The sequence below is a fragment of the Flavobacterium ichthyis genome, from assembly GCF_009915155.1.
Classification (GTDB): Bacteria; Bacteroidota; Bacteroidia; order Flavobacteriales; family Flavobacteriaceae; genus Flavobacterium; species Flavobacterium ichthyis.
Genome location: NZ_JAABLM010000017.1, coordinates 1 through 23,575, shown reverse-complemented (window position 1 = coordinate 23,575; position 23,575 = coordinate 1). Strand labels below are relative to the sequence as shown.

17 protein-coding genes are annotated in these 23,575 nt (G+C 36.2%); 5 read left to right on the top strand and 12 right to left on the bottom strand.

Annotation, left to right across the window (positions count from 1 at the left end; translation table 11 throughout):
• The first annotated feature begins 27 nt into the window (after nucleotides 1-27).
• From GV828_RS12000 to GV828_RS11985, 4 genes are all read left to right on the top strand, one after another.
• Nucleotides 28-1,158, top strand: coding sequence for an Mrp/NBP35 family ATP-binding protein (locus GV828_RS12000; protein WP_166537742.1), 1,131 nt, complete (start codon nucleotides 28-30; stop codon nucleotides 1,156-1,158).
• 77 nt (nucleotides 1,159-1,235) lie between these two features.
• Nucleotides 1,236-1,475 carry a NifU family protein gene (locus GV828_RS11995; protein WP_166537741.1) on the top strand — a complete coding sequence of 80 codons (240 nt, stop codon included), beginning with the start codon at nucleotides 1,236-1,238 and terminating at the stop codon, nucleotides 1,473-1,475.
• A 266-nt stretch (nucleotides 1,476-1,741) separates the two neighbouring features.
• Complete coding sequence (locus GV828_RS11990) at nucleotides 1,742-2,794, top strand: NAD(P)/FAD-dependent oxidoreductase (protein WP_166537740.1); 1,053 nt, start codon at nucleotides 1,742-1,744, stop codon at nucleotides 2,792-2,794.
• Between the two features lie 72 nt (nucleotides 2,795-2,866).
• Complete coding sequence (locus tag GV828_RS11985; protein WP_166537739.1) at nucleotides 2,867-3,193, top strand: 2Fe-2S iron-sulfur cluster-binding family protein; 327 nt, start codon at nucleotides 2,867-2,869, stop codon at nucleotides 3,191-3,193.
• A gap of 338 nt (nucleotides 3,194-3,531) precedes the next feature.
• Here GV828_RS11985 and GV828_RS11980 read toward each other — a convergent pair whose 3' ends face one another.
• The 12 genes from GV828_RS11980 to GV828_RS11925 all read right to left on the bottom strand — a co-directional run bounded on the left by GV828_RS11980 (nucleotide 3,532) and on the right by GV828_RS11925 (nucleotide 16,576).
• Nucleotides 3,532-4,032, bottom strand: coding sequence for a hypothetical protein (locus GV828_RS11980; RefSeq protein ID WP_166537738.1), 501 nt, complete (start codon nucleotides 4,030-4,032; stop codon nucleotides 3,532-3,534).
• On the bottom strand, nucleotides 4,016-5,440 hold the full coding sequence (locus tag GV828_RS13210) for an RHS repeat domain-containing protein (protein WP_235935465.1): 1,425 nt from the start codon (nucleotides 5,438-5,440) through the stop codon (nucleotides 4,016-4,018). The genes GV828_RS11980 and GV828_RS13210 overlap by 17 nt, the downstream gene beginning before the upstream one ends.
• 544 nt (nucleotides 5,441-5,984) lie before the next feature.
• On the bottom strand, nucleotides 5,985-8,117 hold the full coding sequence (locus GV828_RS11970) for a prolyl oligopeptidase family serine peptidase (protein WP_166537737.1): 2,133 nt from the start codon (nucleotides 8,115-8,117) through the stop codon (nucleotides 5,985-5,987).
• Nucleotides 8,118-8,184: 67 nt separating this feature from the next.
• Nucleotides 8,185-8,658 carry a DUF4625 domain-containing protein gene (locus GV828_RS11965; protein WP_166537736.1) on the bottom strand — a complete coding sequence of 158 codons (474 nt, stop codon included), beginning with the start codon at nucleotides 8,656-8,658 and terminating at the stop codon, nucleotides 8,185-8,187.
• 66 nt (nucleotides 8,659-8,724) lie between these two features.
• Complete coding sequence (locus tag GV828_RS11960; protein WP_166537735.1) at nucleotides 8,725-9,480, bottom strand: DUF4625 domain-containing protein; 756 nt, start codon at nucleotides 9,478-9,480, stop codon at nucleotides 8,725-8,727.
• A 40-nt stretch (nucleotides 9,481-9,520) separates the two neighbouring features.
• On the bottom strand, nucleotides 9,521-9,856 hold the full coding sequence (locus tag GV828_RS11955; RefSeq protein WP_166537734.1) for a hypothetical protein: 336 nt from the start codon (nucleotides 9,854-9,856) through the stop codon (nucleotides 9,521-9,523).
• 3 nt (nucleotides 9,857-9,859) lie between these two features.
• Complete coding sequence (locus GV828_RS11950; RefSeq protein WP_208103194.1) at nucleotides 9,860-12,160, bottom strand: TonB-dependent receptor; 2,301 nt, start codon at nucleotides 12,158-12,160, stop codon at nucleotides 9,860-9,862.
• 165 nt (nucleotides 12,161-12,325) lie between these two features.
• Nucleotides 12,326-12,661 carry a hypothetical protein gene (locus GV828_RS11945; protein ID WP_166537733.1) on the bottom strand — a complete coding sequence of 112 codons (336 nt, stop codon included), beginning with the start codon at nucleotides 12,659-12,661 and terminating at the stop codon, nucleotides 12,326-12,328.
• 252 nt (nucleotides 12,662-12,913) lie between these two features.
• Nucleotides 12,914-13,903 carry an aspartate-semialdehyde dehydrogenase gene (locus GV828_RS11940; protein ID WP_166537732.1) on the bottom strand — a complete coding sequence of 330 codons (990 nt, stop codon included), beginning with the start codon at nucleotides 13,901-13,903 and terminating at the stop codon, nucleotides 12,914-12,916.
• A gap of 197 nt (nucleotides 13,904-14,100) precedes the next feature.
• On the bottom strand, nucleotides 14,101-14,484 hold the full coding sequence (gene mscL, locus GV828_RS11935) for a large conductance mechanosensitive channel protein MscL (protein WP_166537731.1): 384 nt from the start codon (nucleotides 14,482-14,484) through the stop codon (nucleotides 14,101-14,103).
• A 72-nt stretch (nucleotides 14,485-14,556) separates the two neighbouring features.
• A complete protein-coding gene (locus GV828_RS11930; protein ID WP_166537730.1) occupies nucleotides 14,557-15,549 on the bottom strand; it encodes a helix-turn-helix domain-containing protein in 993 nt (330 codons plus the stop codon).
• A gap of 34 nt (nucleotides 15,550-15,583) precedes the next feature.
• Nucleotides 15,584-16,576 (bottom strand): helix-turn-helix domain-containing protein, encoded by a 993-nt coding sequence (locus GV828_RS11925; RefSeq protein ID WP_166537729.1) that lies wholly within the window; start codon nucleotides 16,574-16,576, stop codon nucleotides 15,584-15,586.
• A gap of 965 nt (nucleotides 16,577-17,541) precedes the next feature.
• Between GV828_RS11925 and GV828_RS11920 the strand changes: the two genes are divergently transcribed.
• The coding region (locus GV828_RS11920) for a beta strand repeat-containing protein (RefSeq protein ID WP_166537728.1) at nucleotides 17,542-23,575 on the top strand (6,034 nt) is incomplete at its 3' end.

The window sequence follows — 23,575 nt, the reverse complement described above, 5'->3', positions numbered from 1 at the left end:
AGACTTGAAAAAGAGCGAAATACAAAAATGAAAATCGACAGAAAAGAAGTCCTCAAAGCATTAGAAACCATTACTATTGCTGGCGAAGGAAAAAATATGGTAGAAAGCGGAGCCGTTCAAAACGTATTAACTTTTGGTGACGAAGTGGTGGTAGAATTGATAATGTCAACACCAGCTATGCACATTCGCAAAAGAGCAGAAGCTGATATCATCAAAACCATTCAAGAAAAAATTTCGGCGGAAGCCAAAATAAAAGTAAACATCAAAGTAGAAACGCCCGAAACTCCTACGGAAATCAAAGGAAAAACCATTCCCGGAATCAAAAATATTATTGCGGTAGCTTCAGGAAAAGGAGGCGTTGGAAAATCAACCACAACCGCCAATCTTGCCGTAACTTTAGCCCGAATGGGATTTAGCGTTGGGGTTTTAGATGCCGATATTTACGGACCTTCAATGCCCATTATGTTCGACGTAGAAAACGAAAAGCCAATTTCTGTAAACGTTGACGGCAAATCGAAAATGAAACCCATTGAAAGTTATGAAATTAAAATTCTTTCCATCGGGTTTTTCACATCTCCAAGTCAAGCTGTAATTTGGAGAGGACCAATGGCTTCAAAAGCGTTGAACCAAATGATTTTTGATGCAGATTGGGGCGAACTCGATTTTATGTTAATCGATTTGCCACCAGGAACCGGAGATATTCACCTTTCCATCGTACAATCGTTGCCCATCACTGGAGCCGTAATCGTTTCCACGCCTCAAGCCGTCGCTCTTGCCGATGCCAAAAAAGGAGTGGCGATGTTCCAAAGTGACGCCATTAAAGTTCCCGTTTTAGGCATCATCGAAAATATGGCGTATTTCACACCAGAAGAATTGCCAAATAACAAATATTACATTTTCGGACAAGAAGGTGCGAAAAATTTAGCCCAAGATTTAGAAGTACCGTTTTTAGGCGAAATCCCAATCGTACAATCCATTCGCGAAGCCGGAGATTACGGTCGACCAGCAGCATTGCAAACCGCATCACCACTCGAAAAAGTGTACGAAGAAATCGCTAGAAATGTAGTGTCCGAAACCATTGCCCGAAACGAAAACCTCCCGCCATCCGAAGCCGTGAAAATCACAACCATGGCAGGATGTTCGGCAGTTAAAAAATAAAGACTTTCTTAGACCTCTTAGACCTTTTAGACTTGCTCTAGAAATCTAAGAAGTCTAAAAATCTAAAAATTTAGAAGATGACATCAGAAGAAATCAAACAAAACGTACAAAAAGCGCTCGACGAAATCCGACCGTTTCTCGAGTCAGACGGCGGTAATATTTCACTCATCGACATCGAAAACGACAAGCACGTAAAAGTGCGTCTCGAAGGCGCTTGCGTAGGTTGCAGCGTCAACCAAATGACGTTGAAAGCCGGAGTGGAAACCACCATAAAAAAATACGCGCCACAAATAGAAACCGTGGTAAACGTAGCTTAAAATGAAAATAATTGGGGCGTGCCCTTTGGCAAAAAAGTTTTTTCTACCGAAAACTTTTTTGCCAAAGGTCGGGCTTTCCGCTGTATCTTTTATCAATTCCCCTAGGATTGAAATCCCGGGCAATTGATAAAAGGATGCCGCTGCAATCCCTCACGCAACCCCGTTTTCATCATAACTTTTTGAGATAAAGTGACAAATGTCATAAAAAAAAATTGTGCTTTCTCTGACCTTTGAATCACAGAACCCAATACCTTGAACCTTACACAATGATTGAAACAGATATTCTCATCATAGGTGCCGGACCAACCGGACTTTTTACCGTTTTCGAAGCCGGACTTTTAAAATTAAAATGCCACATCATCGATGCATTGCCACAACCCGGAGGGCAATTGGCAGAATTATATCCTAAAAAACCAATTTTCGACATTCCAGGTTATCCATCGGTCTTGGCAGGAGATTTGGTCGATAATTTGATGGAACAGATCAAGCAATTCCAACCTGGATTTACCCTAAACGAAAAAGCCGAAACCATCCAAAAGTTAGAAGACGGTACTTTTATAGTAACAACCGACAAAGGAACACAACACGCTTGCAAAGCCGTTGCCATTGCGGGAGGTTTGGGAAGTTTCGAACCCCGAAAACCCATCATTGAAGACATCGAATTTTACGAAGATAAAGGTGTAGAATATTTTGTAAAAAACCCGGAACTTTTCCGCGATAAAAAAATTGTAATCGCCGGAGGAGGAGATTCAGCCTTGGATTGGAGTATTTTTTTGGCAAATGTAGCCAGCGAAGTTACCCTAATTCACAGAAGAAATGAATTCCGTGGCGCTTTAGATTCCGTCGAAAAAGTACAAGAACTCAAACACGCTGGAAAAATTAATCTAATCACGCCAGCCGAAGTAACCGGATTAAACGGAGCCGAAAAACTCGAATCCATTGACATTGAAGAAAACGGAGCCCACAGAAACATCAAAACCGATTATTTTATTCCGCTTTTTGGGTTGACGCCAAAGTTGGGAGCCATCGCCAATTGGGGATTAGAAATTGAGAAAAACGCCATAAAGGTGAACAATGCACTCGATTACCAAACTAACATCGAAGGGATTTACGCCATTGGCGATGTCAACACTTATCCCGGAAAATTAAAATTGATTTTGTGTGGTTTCCATGAAGCAACGCTAATGTGTCAAAGCGTTTACAACAAACTCAATCCCGGAAAAAAATATGTGTTGAAATACACCACCGTTTCAGGTGTTGACGGATTTGATGGGTCGAGAAAAGAAGCCGAAAAAGCCGTAGTAAAAGCAATAGAGTAGTAACAACATTATAGTTTCAAGTTTTAAGATTTTTTAAAAGCCGATTCTCGATTCTCAATTTTCATTACTTATATGGACATCACAATAAAAATTATCGATCGCGAGGGGAATTCGCATCAAGTGGAAGCCCCAACGGACATGAATATGAACATCATGGAACTCGTTCGTGCTTATGAATTAGCTCCAGAAGGAACCATTGGCGTTTGTGGAGGCATGGCAATGTGTGCTTCGTGTCAATGTTATGTTTTAAACGACGTCACTTTGCCCGAAATGCAAGACGATGAAGAAGCAATGCTTTCGGAAGCTTTTAACGTAAAAGATAATAGCCGATTGGGTTGCCAAATCCACATCACGGAAGAACTCAACGGACTCGAAATAGAATTGGCTCCGGAGTATTAAAAATTTAATTTCCGAGGATTTTTTGTTTCAAATTGCGAGGTCGAATGATTAGGTTTTTTTAATAGCGAACGAAAAAAAATCCGATCGCGCGGATTTGCAATCCGTGCCCATTATCTACATCAAAATAAATCTAATAAAATGATATCTAATTTATGCCCGCGCTATCGGGGTTTGTTTTTGTGGACATGGCGTTTAAATTTATTTTAAAATATATGAAATATATACCTAATTTATTTGATTTTCAATTCATTGCGGGCACGGATTGTAAATCCGCGCTATCGGGTTGCAAATCCACGCTATCGGGGGTTGTGGAAATTACTAAATTTTACAGACATACATTAATCAATTACATAAACTTCTTTCGAAAATAGACAATCACTAGTTCTTAACTTTACTTCATCTAAAGGTGTATTTTTATCTGGCTTTAAATACATATAGTCACGTATAGCTATGTTAAGAGTTTGTTGTCCTTTTTTTTCAAAAACAGCATAAAACTTAAATTTACCGACAGATAATGAATCAACAAATGATAATAAACGATTTCTGTCAATATCCTTGTAATCTGCTAATTCTTTATTAATACTTGTCGATAACAGAAGTTCTAAGAATCTACTGCTTATCGAATCGGAGTCAAAACCGATATTGTTAACATCGTATTGTAGACTACCCTCAATAACTTTATTTATTTTCACAGTATCTGGAAAAGTATGCGATAAAATTTTACTGTTATTTAAATGCTCCTCATGTATTTCAGTTGAATCCTTTTTTCCACTAGTATGACAAGAAATTAAAATTAGAGCAATTAAAAAACACTTAGTTATCTTAAAAATTCGTTCCATTCTTTTTATTAAATTTTTTAACATCTTCATTTTGTTTACTTTTAGCATCATTAACTACTTTGGCTGAATCAATTTTCTTAACAGTAGTATCTTTGAAATGATGATTCGCTGATTTTAAATTAGGGCTAATATAAAATGTTGATTTAGGTATTTTCACTTCAATTATATCGCTTTTTTCTGAAGTTGTCCCTATGCTTTCTTTGGGGTTCGGCGATGATTTTTTATTTCCAGAACTTGAAGAAGAACTACTGTCACCACCTTCAAAGAAAGTTTGATATATGTCAACAAGAAATTGCGCTCCTTCTGGAACTCCAGAAAAATCTGGTCCGTAAAGGTCTGACAAAGTTGACAAAGTTTCACCATCTAAAGTCCCACTTGCCATAGCACCTTTCGCTTCATTGAAGAATCCTGTGCTTCCTGCAACGCCTCTTTTGTTTCCAGATAAATTATATCCATCTTTTTGTTCAATCTCCAAACTACTGATTGCATTTGAAACTCTATTTACAGCACTGCTTACTGCTCTATTAGTTTCATAAACAGCCATATCGAACTTGTTTTTTATATAACTCCCAAATTTATTAATAGGATTTACTGGAACACCCTCAAGCCCTTCAAGTTCATAATGGTCAATAACTTTGTTTTCAGCGAAAGCATATGGAGATTGATAGCTATAGTCCTCTGCTAAAGGGTCAATATTCATAAATCTCCCAATCGCATAGTCATAATTACGCCACTTAAAGCTGTCCCAGTTAAGCCCCAACTCGTCTTGGCGCTCCTGACCTTGGAACTTATAATTATACCCCGTAGAAACTGTTGGGTTTAAAATTAAAAACTCGTTGTCCAACTCGTGTTTGTATTTTTCAACATTATAATTTTTATGTTTAAGCCCAAACGGATAATAATGGTTTTCTTCCATTATTGTTGCGGTTTGCATCAATCCATCAGCTCCATAGGAAATCCTTACATTTCCTAAATGATCTAAATAATTAAAAACATAAGGATACCTAAATCCCGTTCTTGAAGGTATGACTTTCACATATCCTTCGGTAGTTGGAAAAAACTGCAAAGTTTCATCAACATATTGATAACCTGTTATATAATCTGTTGTGGTTTCTTCACCATTGGCACCTACTTGTTTTCTCACCTTCGTCCCGGCGGCATCGTAAAGATACTTAATAGTATTCCCATTTCCAAAAGTGATGGCAATTGGTAAGTTGAGATGGTTGTAGCTGATGTTTGTAATGTCTTTGTTTTGGTCACTTATCATGTTGCCGTTATCGTCATAATGATAACGATTTTCTGTATTGGGCCCGGGTTTAAATCCCTCAGGACTTGCGTTGTCATCTACTATCTCTAATTGGTTGGGTTTGGAGTTGGAATAACCGTATTGGAGGTCGTCAATCATCATGCCTGTAGCTGCGTCTCTAGCACCGTTTCTGTTTAACCGGGTAATATTCCCATTTTTATCATAAGAAATATCCTCATCATAAGCATTTGTAATACCATTATTTTTAGCGTAAAAAGCTTTGTTCAGCCTGTTTAATGCATCGTATTGATAACCATAGGAACGTTTGATGTTGTCACTGTTGGTGCGCCAGAAGGTCTCGGCGATGTTGCCGTTATAAAGTTCGCAACACTCTCCGAAATTTTTCTTTCATAGCAATTTGCTCTGCGAAAGTCTCCTGACCTTGCAGGCTAATTTTTATCATAGATAAGATTTAATCATTGTAGAAATTAATGCTGTTATTTCACTATTACAGTAGTCGTTTTCCAAAATATTTTATATCGAATACAATAACTTAAAATAGTTTGATTGCTGCGAGGTAAGGAGACTTTCGCAGAATTTTGTTTAATTTTGAGTTTAAATAGTAGGTGGAGCGAAGGTAGAATTAGTTTCGGAATATAAAAACAATCCCGACTCAACTGAATCGGGATTGTTTTTTGTTGTAGAATCACTTCTCAACCGGTAATTCTCCATAACCGAAATTGTACAGCGTAAACGCCATGATATCGGCAATTTCTTCAATGGTTTTCGAAACTGGTTTTCCAGCTCCGTGACCTGCATTAGTTTCAATTCTAATCAAAACAGGATTGTCGCCTGATTGTTTCGCTTGTAATTCTGCAGCAAATTTAAAACTATGTGCCGGAACCACTCGATCATCGTGATCTCCCGTAGTTACTAATGTTGCAGGATATTTTACTCCTTGTTTTACGTTGTGAACCGGAGAATATTTCAACAAATAATCAAACATTTCTTTTGAATCTTCAGAAGTTCCATAATCATAAGCCCAACCAGCTCCTGCGGTAAAAGTATGGTATCTTAACATGTCTAAAACACCAACGGCTGGCAAAGCCACTTTCATCAACTCTGGTTTTTGCGTCATCACGGTTCCAACTAAAAGGCCACCGTTTGATCCACCTCTAATCGCTAAATAATCAGAAGACGTATATTTTTCTTTAATCAAAAATTCTGCGGCAGCGATAAAATCATCAAAAACATTTTGCTTTTTCTGCTGAATGCCACCTTCGTGCCATTTTTTTCCATATTCTCCACCACCACGAATATTGGGTACTGCATAAATACCACCTTGCTCTAACCAAACGGCATTGGATATTGAAAAAGCTGGCGTTAAACTCACATTAAATCCTCCGTAAGCATACAAAATCGTTGGGTTTTTGCCATTCAATTCTATGCCTTTTTTGTAGGTAATAATCATCGGTACTTTTGTACCGTCTTTCGAAGCGTAAAAAACCTGTTTGCTTTCGTAATCGTTCGGGTTAAAATCTACTTTCGGTTGTGCATAAACGTTGGAATTTCCACTTTTTGGGTCAAATTTATAAATGGTTCCCGGAGTGGTATAATTGGTAAACGAATAATATAGTTCCTTGTCTTCTTTTTTGCCTCCAAAACCACCAGCAGAACCAATTCCCGGCAATTTAATCTCTCGAACTAATTTCCCATTATAATCGTATTGTTTCACTTGCGAAACGGCATCTTTCATGTAATGGGCAAAAATGTATCCACCACCTTTATTGGCTGAAAGCACGTTTTCGGTTTCAGGAATCAGGTCTTTCCAGTTGGCAACACCAGGATTTGTGGCATCAACCGTGACAATGCGTTGATTTGGCGCGTTCAAATCGGTGTTGATGTAAAGTTTTGTGCCAACATTGTCAATTACGCTATTATCGCTATTAAAATTATCGACAACTTTCACGATTGTACTGTTTGGAACTGATAAATCTTTTAAATACAACTCGTTTCCATAAGTAGCATTTGCAGCAGAAATTACTAAATATCGATTGTCTTCGGTAACTCCGGCACCAACGTAACGTCGTTTTTCATTTTGCCCAAAAATAACTTTGTCCTCTTTTTGCGAAGTACCTAATTTGTGGTAATACAATTTATGTTGGTCGGTTTTTGCCGAAAGTTGACTTCCGGTCGGTTTGTCATAACTCGAATAATAAAATCCGTCGTTGCCAAACCAAGCGATGCCACTAAATTTTACATCATTAATTTCAGTTTCTATTTTTTCCTTTGAAACGGCATCAATAATCACAATTTTGTTCCAATCACTTCCAGCTTCGGAAATGGAATAGGCAGCAATGGCACCATTTTTAGAAAATTCAATTCCAGAAAGTGAGGTGGTTCCATCTTTAGAAAATGTATTTGGGTCGATGAAAATTTCTTCTTTGCCGTTGGCGTTTTTTCTATACAAAACCGCTTGATTTTGCAAACCGTCATTTTTAAAATAATAAGTAAAATCACCTTCTTTCCAAGGAGCGGAAATTTTTTCGTAATTCCACAATTTTTCCAAACGTTTTTTCAAATCGTTTCGATATTTTATTTTTTCTAAATACCCAAAAGTCACCTCGTTTTGTGCCTTTACCCAAGCTCCGGTTTCGTCCGATTTGTCGTCTTCTAACCAACGATAAGGGTCTTTGATTTCGGTTCCAAAATAATTGTTAACCGTATCCACTTTTTTAGTTTCCGGATATTTAAGCGTTATTTTTTCCTGCTTCACAACTTCTTCTTTACATGATAAAAATGCAGCTGCGGTAATGATTAATATTACTGCTTTTTTCATTGTGTTGATTTTAAATTTCACCAAATTTAACGATATGCTTTCAGAAAAATAAAAAACGTTTTTAAAATTAATCAACAATTTTAATGCTGATTCCTTTCAAAGTGGACCAACCGTTTGCATCCGTCACTTTTATTTCCACATGGTAATCTCCGGTGTCAATGTCATCCGGGATTTCAATATTGTGTGTTGCAGTATATTCTTGAAGATTTTCTGGAATGTCAAACGTAAAAATTTCGCGCCAATCATTTACAGCAGTTTTAACCGGATCAAGCGGACAAGCGTCAATTTCAGTGTCGTGTGAGTGATGGTCGAAATTAGAATGGAACCCAATACTATAGGAACCCAATTGGTCATTGTCAGAAAATTGGGCTTTAAACGGAAAAATGCTTCCACGTTGCACCACCGCACAACTCGTAGGAAATCCGCTTTCAATATTTAAATTAATCACTGGTTTTGTGGTGTCTTGAGCATCGTCATTGCCACTACAATTTGTTAAAATAACCGCAGCAATTAAAGCCGAAAAGATTTTTATTTTTTTCATAATTAAAATTTTAAATTTAAAATATCGGTTGCCGAAAATTTTCCAGCAACCGATTTATTTTGAACATTATTCAATTGTAAATTCGTAATCAAATTCCTGGCTGTTCCCTTGATTGTCACTTACCGTGAAATGAACGTGGTAATCACCAGTGGGCTGATTAGCAGGGATCAACAAATGTTTGTGAAAATTCACATTTGTTTGTCCGGCATAATCTGTGTAAACTGCTTCAATATGTGGTGCTGAAGCGTTAGTTTCATGATGCATTTCGATAGAAATTGTGCTAATTGGATTAACTGATGTAATAACGCCTTCAATGTGCAAATCCTGACCCGGATGACCATGATAATTTCCCGGAGTTCCATGGCCAAATTCAGTTAAATTAACCGAAAACAAAGCAGAAGCAGAAATGATTTCTACGTCACGATCTACACTTTCGCTGTTTCCATTTTGGTCCACAACTGTAAAATGCAAATGGTAATGACCAGCGGGTTGATTCGCCGGAATCAAGATATGTTCATGAAATGTAGCATTTAATTGACCATTATAATTGGTGAAAGTTTGCGTAATTTCCGGAGCATTTGTATCCGTTTCATGATGTAATTCAACTACAACGGTAGCAATTTTTTGACTTGCCAAAATTTCGCCTTCCAAGTGTAAATCTTGTCCTGCTGTGGCTTGTCCAGAATTTGCCGAACCCACTTCGGTTAAATCTATCTCAATGTTGTTGGCAATCATATCATTATTGTCATCGCTGCTACAAGAGACAAAAAAAGTTGATAATACGACTGCGAATATTCCTAAAAATTTAGTGGTGTTTTTCATTTTTTATAAATAAAGATTTTGAATTTTTTAATTGAATTTTCTAAGGGTCGAAAAACAAGGGAGGAGCTCGTCCTTTTTTAGCATAAACATTCTTTTCAAGATACTCAAAGTGGAAATGGGTTATTGATTTTTTTATTTCCGAAGAAATTTTTTTTAGTTCAAAAATGTAAAATGATTGGTCAAAATAATGAACCTGCAATTCGCAAATAGGACAATGCGGTTCTTTTTCACTCACAAACGTTTTGTTAGGGGAAATTTTATTGTATTCGAAGTGATGTACAGTCAACTCGTGCAAAGGTTTCAGCGAAACCGTGAACATCACAAGTATCGCTAAAATTGCAGCTGTAAAAACAGACAGGTTGACTTTTTTCATCATCGATTAAAATAAAAATGGAATTTTTACATTCATTACAAAATTGCGTCCGGGTTCGGGAACACCGATTAAACGGTAAAAACTGGTATGGTTGAAATTCTTCGAGTTGAGTAAATTTTGAACCTGAAAATAAACGCCTATTTTTTGTTTTGACAAGAAAAAATCGGTGCCAAATTGAAGGTTAATCAATTGATAATCTGGAGTTTTGTTTTCAGGTGGAACGATGAGATTTTGAGCGGCAACATATTTAAAATCGATTCCGGCAAAGGCATTCGGGAAGTTTTTGCCTAAATTTCCGTTATAAGAAAAATTAAATAGTACCGAAGCTGGAGGGGAAAAAGGCAACGTGAATCCCTTTTTTGCGCCAGATAATTGTTCGGAATAAATATATTCGCCAATAATTTCTGCGGAATAATTTTGCGTAAAGCGATAATTCAGCTTCAATTCCGCACCATATTGCATCACTTCACTTTGGGTATATTCGTAAATCTGGTTTCCGGCTCCGTAGGAATAATCGAAATTTGCGGTAGGGTTGAGGTAAATATAATTGGTAAAATAATTAAAAAACGGACTCAAATCTGCGGAAAAATTATTTTTTTCAAAAGTTAAGCCTAAGTCAAATTGATACGCTTCTTCTGGGTTGAGGTTAGCGTTTCCTAATTCGTAACTAAATTGATGGTAATTGACACCATTTGAAGCCAATTCTTTGGCAATCGGCATTCTAAAACTTTTACCTACGTTGATTCTGTAGCTAAAATTTTCCAGATTATAATTAGCACCAATTCCCCAAGAAATATTGCCGAAATTTCGTTTCAAGGCGGTTGCTCGTTGTAAAAATGCTTCGGTATCATTAATTGGCGAAGCAAACCAATCGAAATAATTTCCGGTAGTGATTTGCCCAAAATCATACCGAATACCTGCATTAACCAATAATTTTTCATTGATTTTAAACTGATCTAAGGCAAAAATTCCCGCATTAGTTTGTTCAAATTCTGGGATTACAAAACCCCAACCATCGATATTATTATCTTGATGTTCGCCGTTGAAACCCATTGTGATTTGATGATTTCCAGCCGAAAAAATATCTTTGGCATTAAGCGAATAGACATTTTTACTGAAACCTCGCTCCAGCGTTTCTGGATACCGTAAATTTTCCGGATAATTTGAAGGCATAAAACCATGCGGAATGTAATCGGAAAATTCTTCCCGAAAGTTATTTTGGTAACCCAACTCCAGTTCTAAACGGTGTTTTTCAAAGGTAAATTTGGTTCGATTAATGACTTTAAAATGATTCACATCTTGATACGGATTTTGAATGTCTCGCGGAGAAAAATCGTGTAAATCCGTGTCCACATTTCGAGGTTCCAAGCCGTGAGCATTAGCGAAAAGTCCAGATTTCATTTTGAAATTACTCACATAAAAAATGGACGAAAAATTGTCTTTCATAACTCCAAAATTAAAGTGGAGATTGAGCTCTTTTCCGGCCGTATTTCGCATTCTATTCTTAAAAAGTGGTGCTTGATACGAATAAATGTTGATAAAATCCACGGGAACTTTATAATCCGCATAATCCATTGAAGTAATCCTGGCATCGAAAAAAAGTGAATTTTTTCTACCGAAAAGGTTTAGAGATCCGCCATACAAATCATTGTTGGTTTTGGTCGTGAGGTCAAGATTTCCGCCAAAAGTATTTTTTTCTGGTGCTTTTGCTTTTTCAATTTCAACTACACCACCAATCGCATCTGAACCAAATGCCAGAGATGAAGGTCCTTTGACAATTTTTATTTTATTGACCGAAAATTGATCAATTTCCAGTCCATGATCCGAACCCCATTGTTGGCTTTCGTGTTTGACACCGTTTTCCGCCACGACCACTCTGTTAAATCCTAAACCCCGAATGATGGGTTTCGATTGTCCGGAACCTATGGCAATGGTGCTGATACCTCCAACTCTTTCGAGGGTTTGCATGAGGCTTCCGCTGAGATTTTTTTTCAGAAAATTTTCAGTTACAACCTCAATACTGGTGGAAGTTTTGTGCTGTAATTGTTTCGGTTGATTTTCTGCGGTAACTGTGACGGATTCGAGGATTTTTGTTTCAGGAGTTAAAACGATTTTTACATTTTGATTGGAATTGATGGCAATGTTTTGCACTTTTTTTTGGTAGCCGATAAACGAAACTTCTAAACGGTATTTTCCTGAAGCAATATTGGTAAACTGGAATTTTCCGTTAGTTTCAGTAACCGTTTGGTATTGACTAAACGTGACTATACTTCCTGGTAATGGCTGGTTTTGTGCGTTTACAACCATACCGGAAAACGTAAATTGTGCAAAACAAATACTTGGTATTCCTAAGCAAAGGAAACCTAAAAAAATAAAAAAGCGCATGATTTTCAGGGTCTGAAAAATGATAATTGCCGACAAATTCAAATATGGAATTGTCGTAAAAAAAGTTTTTCTAAAAAAATTAAATTATCAGCAAGACGGCGGACCGCGATGGGAGGGAAGGGTTCCTGAAAAAGTAGAAATTTTTTCGGGGAGTGTGATTTTTGGCTGTTTGGTAATGTCAATAAACCTAATGGTGGTAAATGTTTGTAATTGTGGCAATGCTGCATTTGTAAATGCAAATTCGCACACAAAACATTTTTCGTGGTTGTGGTGCTTTTCTTGAATTTTTTTAAGGTGAAGAGCCGTTTCCGTATTGTTTTCATCGTGATGATGCGAATGCTCAAAAGCGTGCATGGCCTGAAATGCTATGGTAAACAGCAGCACAACAGCGATGGACAAACTTATGATGGAAATTTTTTTCATACGAATTGCAAATGTAGGGATGTTTTTTTGAAAAGGCTTCTGGATTAAGAAAATATTTGGATTGTAGCAGGGTTCGTGTTAGGGATTGCAATGAAAAGCCCACAGTGAGGAGGCACGACGAACGAGGACTTGTAATGGATCCCGAAGCTTCGGAACAACCCAATTTTTGCAGTTACTTTCTATTTTGCAGGTTGGTGCTAAATTGGGGAACGTCCAAAAAAAAACGGCTGAAATTTCAACCGTTTTTGTGTTTTAAACTAAATTATTTTTGACGAGGTATTCGGCAATTTGAACGGTGTTTGTGGCGGCACCTTTTCGAAGGTTATCGGCTACAATCCACATGTTGAGAGTATTGGGTTGCGATTCGTCTCGACGGATTCTTCCTACAAAAACATCATCTTTTCCTTTTGCATATAGCGGCATGGGATAGGTGAAAGTGTCGGTGTTGTCTTGTATGGTCACGCCTTGGGTTTCGTGTAAAATTTTTCTTACTTCTGATAGGTCGAAATCGTGCTCAAACTCAACGTTTACGGCTTCGCTATGTCCGCCAACGATAGGCACGCGAACGGCTGTTGCACTTACAGCGATGGTGTTGTCCGAAAGGATTTTTTTGGTTTCGCGCACGAGTTTCATTTCTTCTTTGGTGTAGCCGTTATCCTCAAAAACGTCGCATTGTGGGATGGCGTTTTGGTGAATTTGATATTTGTAAGCCATTTCTCCTTTGTTTCCAACATATTCGTTTTCAAGCTGTTGAACGGCTTTTACGCCTGTTCCTGTGATGGATTGGTAGGTAGAAACAATGATGCGCTTGATTTTATATTTTTTGTGCAAAGGAGCCAATGCGAGAACCATTTGGATGGTAGAACAGTTGGGATTTGCAATGATTTTGTCTGTTTTTGAGAGTTGGTTGGCGTTGATTTCCGGGACAACTAATTTGTTGTCAGGGTTCATTCGCCAAGCGGAAGAATTGTCGATTACTGTGGTTCCGGCTTGGGCAAATTTTGGAGCCCATTCGAGAGAGGTTTCGCCTCCGGCGGAAAAAAGAGCAATATTCGGTTGCATTTTTACGGCAGTTTCGAGGTTTACTACGGCGTATTTTTTACCTTGAAATTCAATTTCTTTTCCTACAGATTTCTCGGATGCGACTGGGATTAATTCGGTTACGGGAAAATTTCTTTCGGATAATACTTGAAGCATTACTTCGCCTACCATTCCGGTGGCGCCAACAACTGCAACTTTCATTTGCGATTTCTGTTTTGGATTTAGAATTTTTTATTTCAGATATATGATTTTAGATTTCATAAGATTAAAACTTGAAACTTGAAACTATATCTTTTGCAGATGCAAATATAATTGATATTCGAGGATTTTTTTATATGAATAAAAAAAAACCGCTCTATGTGTAGAACGGTTGGGTTAGAATATATAATGTAGCGGTATTAAGGACGGTTTTTTAGTGCGTCGCGAATTTCCATTAACAATTTTTCTTCATTAGAAGGTGCTGGTGGAGCTGCTGGAGCGGCTTCTTCTTTTTTACGCAAAGAGTTGATTCCTTTCACAATCATAAATAAAACGATGGCAACGACAAAAAACGAAATTACGTTTGATAAGAAATTTCCGTATTTAACGCTGTTCCATTCTAGCGATGCAATATCTTTTACACCGGCGGCTTCCAAGGCTGGATTTAAAATTAATGGTGTGATAACATCATCTACTAGTGATTTTACTATGGCACTAAATGCGGCACCAATCACAACTCCTATTGCGAGGTCGATAACGTTTCCTTTTAATGCAAATTCTTTAAATTCTTTTATTACTCCCATAAGTTTATTTTTTTGTTTTGGTTACAATTGCTAAAGTAAAAAATATTTTAACATTTATATTGTTCTTATTGTTTATTTTTCTAACATATCTATATATTGAGATGGTGTGAAGCCGGTATGCTTTTTAAATACTCGGTTAAATGTTGATTGTTGTTCGAAACCTGCTTCGATGTATAGATGTTCTATTGTGAATTTTTTATGGGCTGACTCATTAAATTTTTCAACTACGTAATTGACGCGATATTCGTTTACGAGGTCTCGAAAACTTTTACCAAAGGCATCTGCCAATACTCGTGAAAGATAATTGGTATTGGTATTGAGATCTTTAGCCATAATAGAGAGGTTGAATTCGGGGTTTTTGAATGGTTTTTTTTGAGAAAAGTAATCGGTTATGTTTCGGGATAGCTCTTCCACCTTTTCTTTTGAGAGATCTGTTTTTAGGTTCAATTTTTCAATAAATTCTGTGTCCTTTGCGATTTGATCTTCACCAATTAGGTCAATTTGAGTTTGAATTTTATTAAATTGATTACTGAAATAAAGGATTAGAAATGAAAAATATGTTACAAATCCTAAAATTGAATAGTCTTGAATTTTATTTAGGAAGATATCAGTTTCGGAATATATTATTGGTTTTCCGATGCCTAACATTTTTGATATTGTGGGGGTTAGGTAGCATAAAAATAATAGTGTTAATGCCGTTATCGTTGCTCTTTTTAAATTAGTTAGCATGAGTACTAACATTACTATTGGGATATAGTAAAAATAGATTATAATTGATGCATGACTGATAAATAAGCTGAAAATAAATACGATAATTGTAATTGAGATGGTAATAATCCTGTAAATGGTTTTAAACTCAAAACTTGTTTTTGAAATGATGTAACTTGTGTATGAGATGACGATAAACGTGAATACTAAAAGTTCAATAGGCACTAACAATTTATACCCAATTGTTGGGAGGTACAATGACAACGCCAAAAAATATATAATTACTGCTAAAACCGACCAAACGAGGTAAAGTCCAAATTGACGTTGCTTATCATATAGATGTTTATTGAAGTTCATGGTTGTTGGTTTTTTATTGAGCAATCAAAATTAATCAAGTAAAATGATTAAGTCCATTTTGTTCTATATGCAGTACATATTCTGACGGTGTTTTTCCTGTGAGTTCCTTAAATCGTCGATTAAAGGTTGTTTGTTGTTTAAATCCCGCACTTTTATATAATTCTTCAAGCGTTCTTCCATTACGAGCTTCAATTTCTTTAATAACTTTTTTTATTCGGTATTCTTGAATAAATTCTGGAAAATTCTTTCCGCCTTCTTGGTTCAATGCTCTGGAAATGTAGGTAGGATTAGATTTGAGCTTTTGCGACAGCAGTTGAATTGAAAAATTTGGATCAGTGTACGGCTGTTTTTCTTCCATATAAGAAACGATTTTTTCAAATAATTGCTGCATGGCATTCATCTCAGTAGTTTGTGGGCGCTCATTTTTGTGCAATTTAATCATTTCCTTGGTTTCTATGATATTATCAATCTTATTTAAGACATTATAATAATATAATATTAGCATAGAAAGGTAGGCTGTTAAAACTTGAATGATATAACTTAAATATTCTAGCGTTTTTTTTTGTTCCTCTGATAGGATCATTGGTTGTGAGAATTCAAAAAATTCAGAAATTGATTCAACGAAAAAACAAAATATTAAGGTAAGTATTGAAAGTATTATGTTTTTTACCAATGGTGCTTGCATCATTCTCATTAATATAATGGGCACATAAAATAAGCAAGGAATCATTGATTTATGAGCTGTTACCAGTGCCAAATAGGTTACGAGAATATATAACCCAACAGTTATGATTTTAAAAAGTGGCCAAAAATCATATTTTTTTCTAGTGGTGAGAAAACAGAAGTATGAGGTGATGATTAAACTAAAAAAAACGGTAGGCTGGTCAATTGAAAATTTGTAATCGCCAAAAAATTTTAGGGTTAACATCAATAAGTTATAAAAGATGAATATACCCAAAAACGAGAACATTAATTTTCTACCAAATTCATTTCGTTTTATTTTTTTTTCGTTAAAATAATTTTCCATTACGGTAAAAAGTCTTTGTTCGAAATTATTAACTATTTCTTAAAAAAGCACAACTGATAGACAAATTTTGTCTCGCAAATATAGCCAAAATACCTAAAAATGTTAAGCTAAAACGTGAAAAAGTCCCTTATACCTACTCGTAATAATTATGTAAATATTTGAATGTTAATAAATTATATTTTTAAGTAAGTTATTTTAAGAAATGACTACCTGTGTCGTCTAAGGTGTGTATAAAAAATGCCAATATTTGTTCCTATAAAGTTTTGATACTTTAAGAAGACTTTCAGTTTTCTTATTAGTGTCTTCCAGCTTTGAATTTTAAAGAAATCGCCCAATCTACTATTTTTTCTAAATCTTGAATGCATATGAAAGTGAAATTATTAACATTTTCTAAAAAAAATGCAATTATGATGAAAGTAAATTGAATATAGCTGCGAAGTTATTTGTACGCTATCTCATGCCCAATATCTCCAAAATAAATCCTACTATTTTAAAAAGCACAAGCCTACAAGCTTGCTTTTTGTGTCTATGTTATTTTTAATTATTGGTAAAACATTTTAATGAAGTGAAGCGTGTCTTTACTTAAAACCAAAAACAATGAAACAAAAAAACTATCTAAAAATCTTTAACAAGTGGCAAATGCTATTAATGTTTGTGTCATTTGTTCATTTTTCTAGTGTTGCTCATTGCGCGAACGAGAAGGTTTGCACCCACCAGAGTTTTCTCTTAAGACCATCGCATGCGACATACGTTGCTAATATGGATTTTGTTCTAAAAACTACTGGCATCGACAATTTAAATGCAACAGTTCTCAAAAAAAATTCTTCATTTCGAACGCAATTGTCTGAAGAACTTTTTAATGAGTCAAATAGGGGTTGTCCTACAATACAACAAGTAAAAAATTCTCCCACTGTTGCTTTAACGAGCTTAAAACAATCAGTTTTTTTAATTAAAAACAACTACAGATGGAAAAAATGATATTCAATCGTTATACAAATAGAAGGCCAAGTTCCTATCTAATTAACAACAAGCTCAAAAGTTTGATGTTATTTTTGCTTTTATTGGTGTCGAGTAACGTTTTTTCGCAAAGCGGTTGTGATGATCCGGGAAGTGTTAAATCTTCAATCGTAACTGTACCTAATAGTTGTGCAGGTAATGGAAGCATTACAGCAACCTTTAATACGGTGGATCACATTACGATACAGTTATTGCTGAACGGATCCGTTTTGCAATCAACAGTTAATCCTACGAGTCCTTTTACGTTTTCAAACTTGCAGGCAAGTGCTAATTACCAAGTGCGTTTTGTATGCTCGTTAGATAATAGCGTAGTGTATTCAAATACATCAAACATCAATGTTGCAGAAAATTATGTACCAATAACGGATGCAAATATTAGCATATCTAACGTTTGTACAAATTTTACAGCAGGTGGAACTTTTACTATTAATAGTGTTACAGGTGGAAATGCACCATATCAATATTCAGTAATTCTAAACAATAATCCAGCATATGACGACGCTTTAAGTTCATATTCATCGAGTAATGTTGTGAATGTTACATCATTTGGTACTTATCAAATCCGTGTTAAAGATGCTTGTGGAAATTTTTCAACGTTTACAAGGACTATTTCGGCTGCTTTACCGGCGTTTAATATTTACTTAAAACCACGTAAAGCTTGTGATGATGGCACAGGTATTCTTAAAATCACGGCAGATTTATGGTATGCTTCGTCTCCTTCTACAGGATCTATTGTTGCTCCTTCGACATTTTTACCTTTGGGAGCCAAATTGGTAATCAGGGATACTAATGCTTCTGGAGCGATATTGTTTGATGGTTTTTATACCGGATCTACCCTCGATTTAATAAAAAGTTCTTCGGGTATTTATCATATTACAACTACGAATGCTTGTGGATTGACATCGACAAATGTTATTAATTTTGCATCGACAGATTATCCGGAATTTTTAGATATAAATCCGAATGTTAGAACACAAGGATGTGCTCCGAGTGAAACAATGACGATTTCGTCCTATTCAGCGCAAGATTATTATTGGACTTTTCCAATAAATGTTACTGTTAGAAATGCTGCCAATGCTGTTGTTTATAGCTTAACAAATTATAACGATCCTGGAAGTTGGCAAACGCCACAATTGCCATTAGGTGATTATACGGTAACCTATGTTGACGCGTGCGGACATACGCTTACTCATACAGTAAATAATCCAACAACGCTTGGAACACCAAATTTAACGTTTCGTGAGTACAGATTATATGAGTGTAATGCATCAATACCAGCACTAACCCAAACAGGCACAACACAAGTAGTAGTGCAAATAGACGGATATTTACCAGACCGAAACAATGCGGTTGTAACAATTACTGCAGGGCCTTCAAATGTTGGTGTGAATGCTACATTATTAAACCTACAGTATTATGGCTGGTCTAACATGCTACCAGGAAATTATACAGTTTCTTACTCTTCGTGTGGAACTACCTATACTGGAAGCTTTACAGTTGCGCCAACACAAGCGCAAATGCTTGACCAAAGACTTAGCTCAACAGCAACTTCTTTTTGTTCTGGAGGAGGAACCATAAACTCTGCCAGAGTTTACAACGGTTCATATACTAATGTGGTTGAACTTTTAGATAATTCAGGAACTATAATTGCAAGTAATTTTACGGGTACATTTAATAATATTCCTGTAGGAACTTACACTACAAGAATGCGTATAGATACTTGTCTTGGAAACTTCTATTATGTTCCAGGCTCAACAGTAACGATTACCAACCAATCTACAGGTCCTATTATATCTTCGTCGATAGGTGTAGTTTGTGAAGACTCTATGGGGAATCCATTATCTACAGGATCTGCAAACGTAGTGTTGAATGGGGTTGCTCCATTAACGCTAAATTATAGATTGCAAGGAGCATCTACTTGGACGACAATAAATAATGCTTCTACTAACACTAAAATTGAGAATTTAACGGCAAATTCCCTATATGAGCTTCAGTTACTCGATGCTTGTGGGGGAACATTTAATTCGTCAGTATTAATAAATACTATCGGAGCATTAGTTACATCAAACACTGAACATCCATGCGAGAATGAAACTTATACTCTTGAAATTCCATTTTATGCAGGTGCAACTTATGAGTGGACAAATCCTCAAGGTGTTGTTGTTTCTAATATAAGAAGTTATTCAATTGCCAACTACACGCCTTCGTATAATGGCCTGTACGTGTGTAAAATTACTTGGGACGATTGCGTCACGAGATATGTTAATGTTACACTCAATTCTCAGCAATGTAATGAGCCTCTTGCTATTACCGCAGTAGATGATTTCTTCGATCCATTAAATACTCCAAGTACAGCAACTGTTGTTGGAAACGTGTATATTAACGATACATTGAACGGTGTAAGTTTTGTTCCTACTCAAGTGACTTTAACTTCTACACCAACTGCTCAACTATCTATTGATTCAGCTACTGGAAATGTAACAGTTGCTGCCAATACACCTGTAGGAACATACACTATCGACTATACTATTTGTGATGCGACCAATCCATCGATTTGTGATACTGCTACAGTTACTGTTGAAGTGCTAGTGCCGTCAATTGTTGCAAACGATGATACTAGTCCAAATTGTGTAATTGGTTCGGCAGGAGGTAATACTGATTTTAACGTTTTAACAAATGATACAACATTTGGAAATCCTTTAAATCCAGCTCATGTTGTCATTACATCTACTCCAACTGCTTATTTGACAGTTAATCCAAATGGAACTGTGACTGTAGCTCCAAATACACCATCAGGAACTTACACAATAGATTATACTATTTGTTTTGGTTCTTCAAGACAAACAGCTATTGATAAGGAAGGTAAGGGGCCGAATGCCAATACAGAACTATTAGTTGATGATAACTGTGATTCAGCAACCGTAACTGTATGTGTTGTAAATTCTGAGGTTTCAGATATTTCATGTTCAAACAACGGAACATTTGAAGATGCTACCGATGATTACGTGATGTTTCAATTAAATCCTGCTACAGAATCTAATTATAGCGTAACAGCAACATTTGCAGGAAATCCGGTTACTATAACAACCCTGGATAATGCACCAGCAACCAATGTTTTTGGTGGCGTTCCAACCTATTTTAAAATACCAAATGGAACTCTTGGAGCTGGTGATTTTACAATCACAATTTCACCAACTACTGGCTCGCCAGAAACAGTAACTGTGACTAATACTGGCACTTGCTCTGTTGCTTGTAGTACTGCTTCTACTGGAAATGTAATTACATACAAATTCTATTCACCATTTTTAACTACAGATTTATTTACTTCTGGGTTAGTTCCGCAGTTTGATCAAGGTACAAATAGAATATTAACTAATGTAAAAGTAGATTATGGAGTGCGATTTAGTCATAGCCTTTCTTTTGGAATAGATTCACCAACAGGCTCTAATGTCTATTTTAGAACATTCTCAACTATTAATTTTGATATTGCTGGTAATACTTATAGCAACACGCTTGAGTTAGTTAAAAATCCTAATTTTCCAGGAACAAATTTTTACCCAACAGGTAATTATGAGTTTGGAAATGATAACTTTGTTTTTGGAGGTTCAGCAACCTATTCTACACCTGCTGAAATTTCCAATTTTATTGGTACAGGAAATGTAACTAATCAAATGTATACATTAACGGGTTCATCAACAAGTTTAGGAAGTCAAGATCAGACTACCAGAGCAATGTATTACTATGAAGTTGAATATACGTATGATTGTATCAACCCAATCGATGCAGTAAACGATACCGCTTCAACACCAGTTAATGGAGTTACAGGTGGTAATGCGGGAATTAATGTTTATGGTAATGATACATTGGGTTCTAATCCGGCAACACCAAGTAATGTAACGTTAACATCAACACCAACGGCTCAATTATCAATTGATCCGTCAACAGGTGCTGTAACAGTTGCTCCTGGAACACCAGCAGGAACTTATACTATAAATTATACAATTTGTGAAATTGCTAATCCAACAAATTGTGATACGGCTACGGTTTCGGTAACTGTTTTTGGTCCAATATCATGTGGTGATTTTATTGAAGGGAATAGCACTGTACTTACTTCAATTAATTCAACTTCACTTGCTAATGACTATGCAACTCAAATTTTAGATGGAACATCAAATCTTGGAACAGAAAGAGATATTTCAATAACCAACAAATCTTCTTCGACAAGTTTAAATAGTATTGTTGCTAGCGTTATCAGTTCAACACACGAAGTATCGCACGGATCAGGTAACCGTTCTTTGGTAACTATACAGTATGATGGTGTCGATGGTGATGCTCAAAACTTAAACCCAACAGGATTGGGAGGTTTAGATTTTAGTGGAATTGATGGTTTTTCTTTAAAGGCAAATAAAGATGCAACTGTAATAAAAGTAACTATTGAGTTATGGTCAAATGCTGGTGCGGCTTCAAGCTATACTAAAACGTATCCTGCGTTACCTAATTTAACAAATCAAACAGAAACTATCAACTTTAATAGTTTTACGCCGCTTGTAGGTACAGGAGTTAATTTATCTAATATCGGAGCAGTTGTGTTTAAGTATGATACAACAATGGCTACGGGTAGTCCAGATTTTTCATATACTGATATTGCTTTTGCATGTAATAATCCAATTGATGCAGTAAATGATACTTATGGTCCAGCTCCAGTGGCTACAACATCTACTGTTGTAGGTAATGTATTTACAAATGATACACTTAATGGAGCACCAGTTGTGCCATCGGATGTAACATTAACTTCTACAGCAACACCACAATTGTCTATCAACCCAGCAACGGGAGAAGTAACAGTTGCGGCAAATACACCTGCTGGAACTTATACAATTGATTATACAATTTGTGAAGTTGCTAATCCAACCAATTGTGATACGGCTACAGTTACAGTAATAATATTTGATCCATGTGTTATCTCTGCTACTAATCCTGACTCTGATGGAGATGGAATTAGCGATTTTTGTGATAATGATGATGATAATGATGGTGTATTAGACACAACAGAATGTAGTAATACTTACGATGACATGGTTACTGCTTTTGGTAGTGGCTTAGCTATCGATATTGCACCTTCTCATTTTGGTCTTACACCTGGTCAAAGAAATCAAAATGTATCAGCTGATTTAAGTAATCTTTATGGCTATCCAGCAAATTCTGGAGCTGTAATTGTTTCGATTACCAATGCTTCAGTTCACCCAACAGCAGATGCTTGGTGGACTAAAAATGGTGAATTACCTTCAAATTGGACAATTACGGGAAGTGTAAGTGCCTTTGTAGCTTTGTCTCATGATCCAAGATTTTATGCAAACGATACAAAAACTTTACATATTTATGATGGTGCATCTGTAACACCTGTTACAATTCCTGGTCTTACAAATCAAGCACCAGTAGCAGGTCAATGGAGTACTTCTGAAACACCAAATCAAAAAATATTAAGCAATCTAAACACAGATGCTTCAACAGAAGAGTTTGGAAATTGGAGATTTGTAAACACTAATTTTGGAGCAAAATCATTTGGTTTTTCAACAACAGTTGCACTCGCAGAACCAACGTATGCAATCAACATGTATTTGGAGTGTGATGCCGATATGGACGGAATTCCAAATCGAGTTGATTTAGACTCTGACAATGACACATGTTCAGATGCTAATGAGTATTACAATTCTGCAATTGCAGATGGTGGCGATGGCGGAATGTATGGTGCAGGTACACCAGCAGTTTCAGCTAACGGCCAAGTAACAGCAGCTTCTTATACAGGAAATTACGCAAATGCAATTAATAATGCAGTTTCAACTGCTTGTTTAGCTCCATCTATTGCCATCACCAAAGATGGAAGTTTAGACTTAGGAGCGGACAATACAGCAAGTGTAGGGGATATCATCACTTATAACTTTGTGGTAACCAATACCGGAAATGTAACTTTAAGCAATGTTC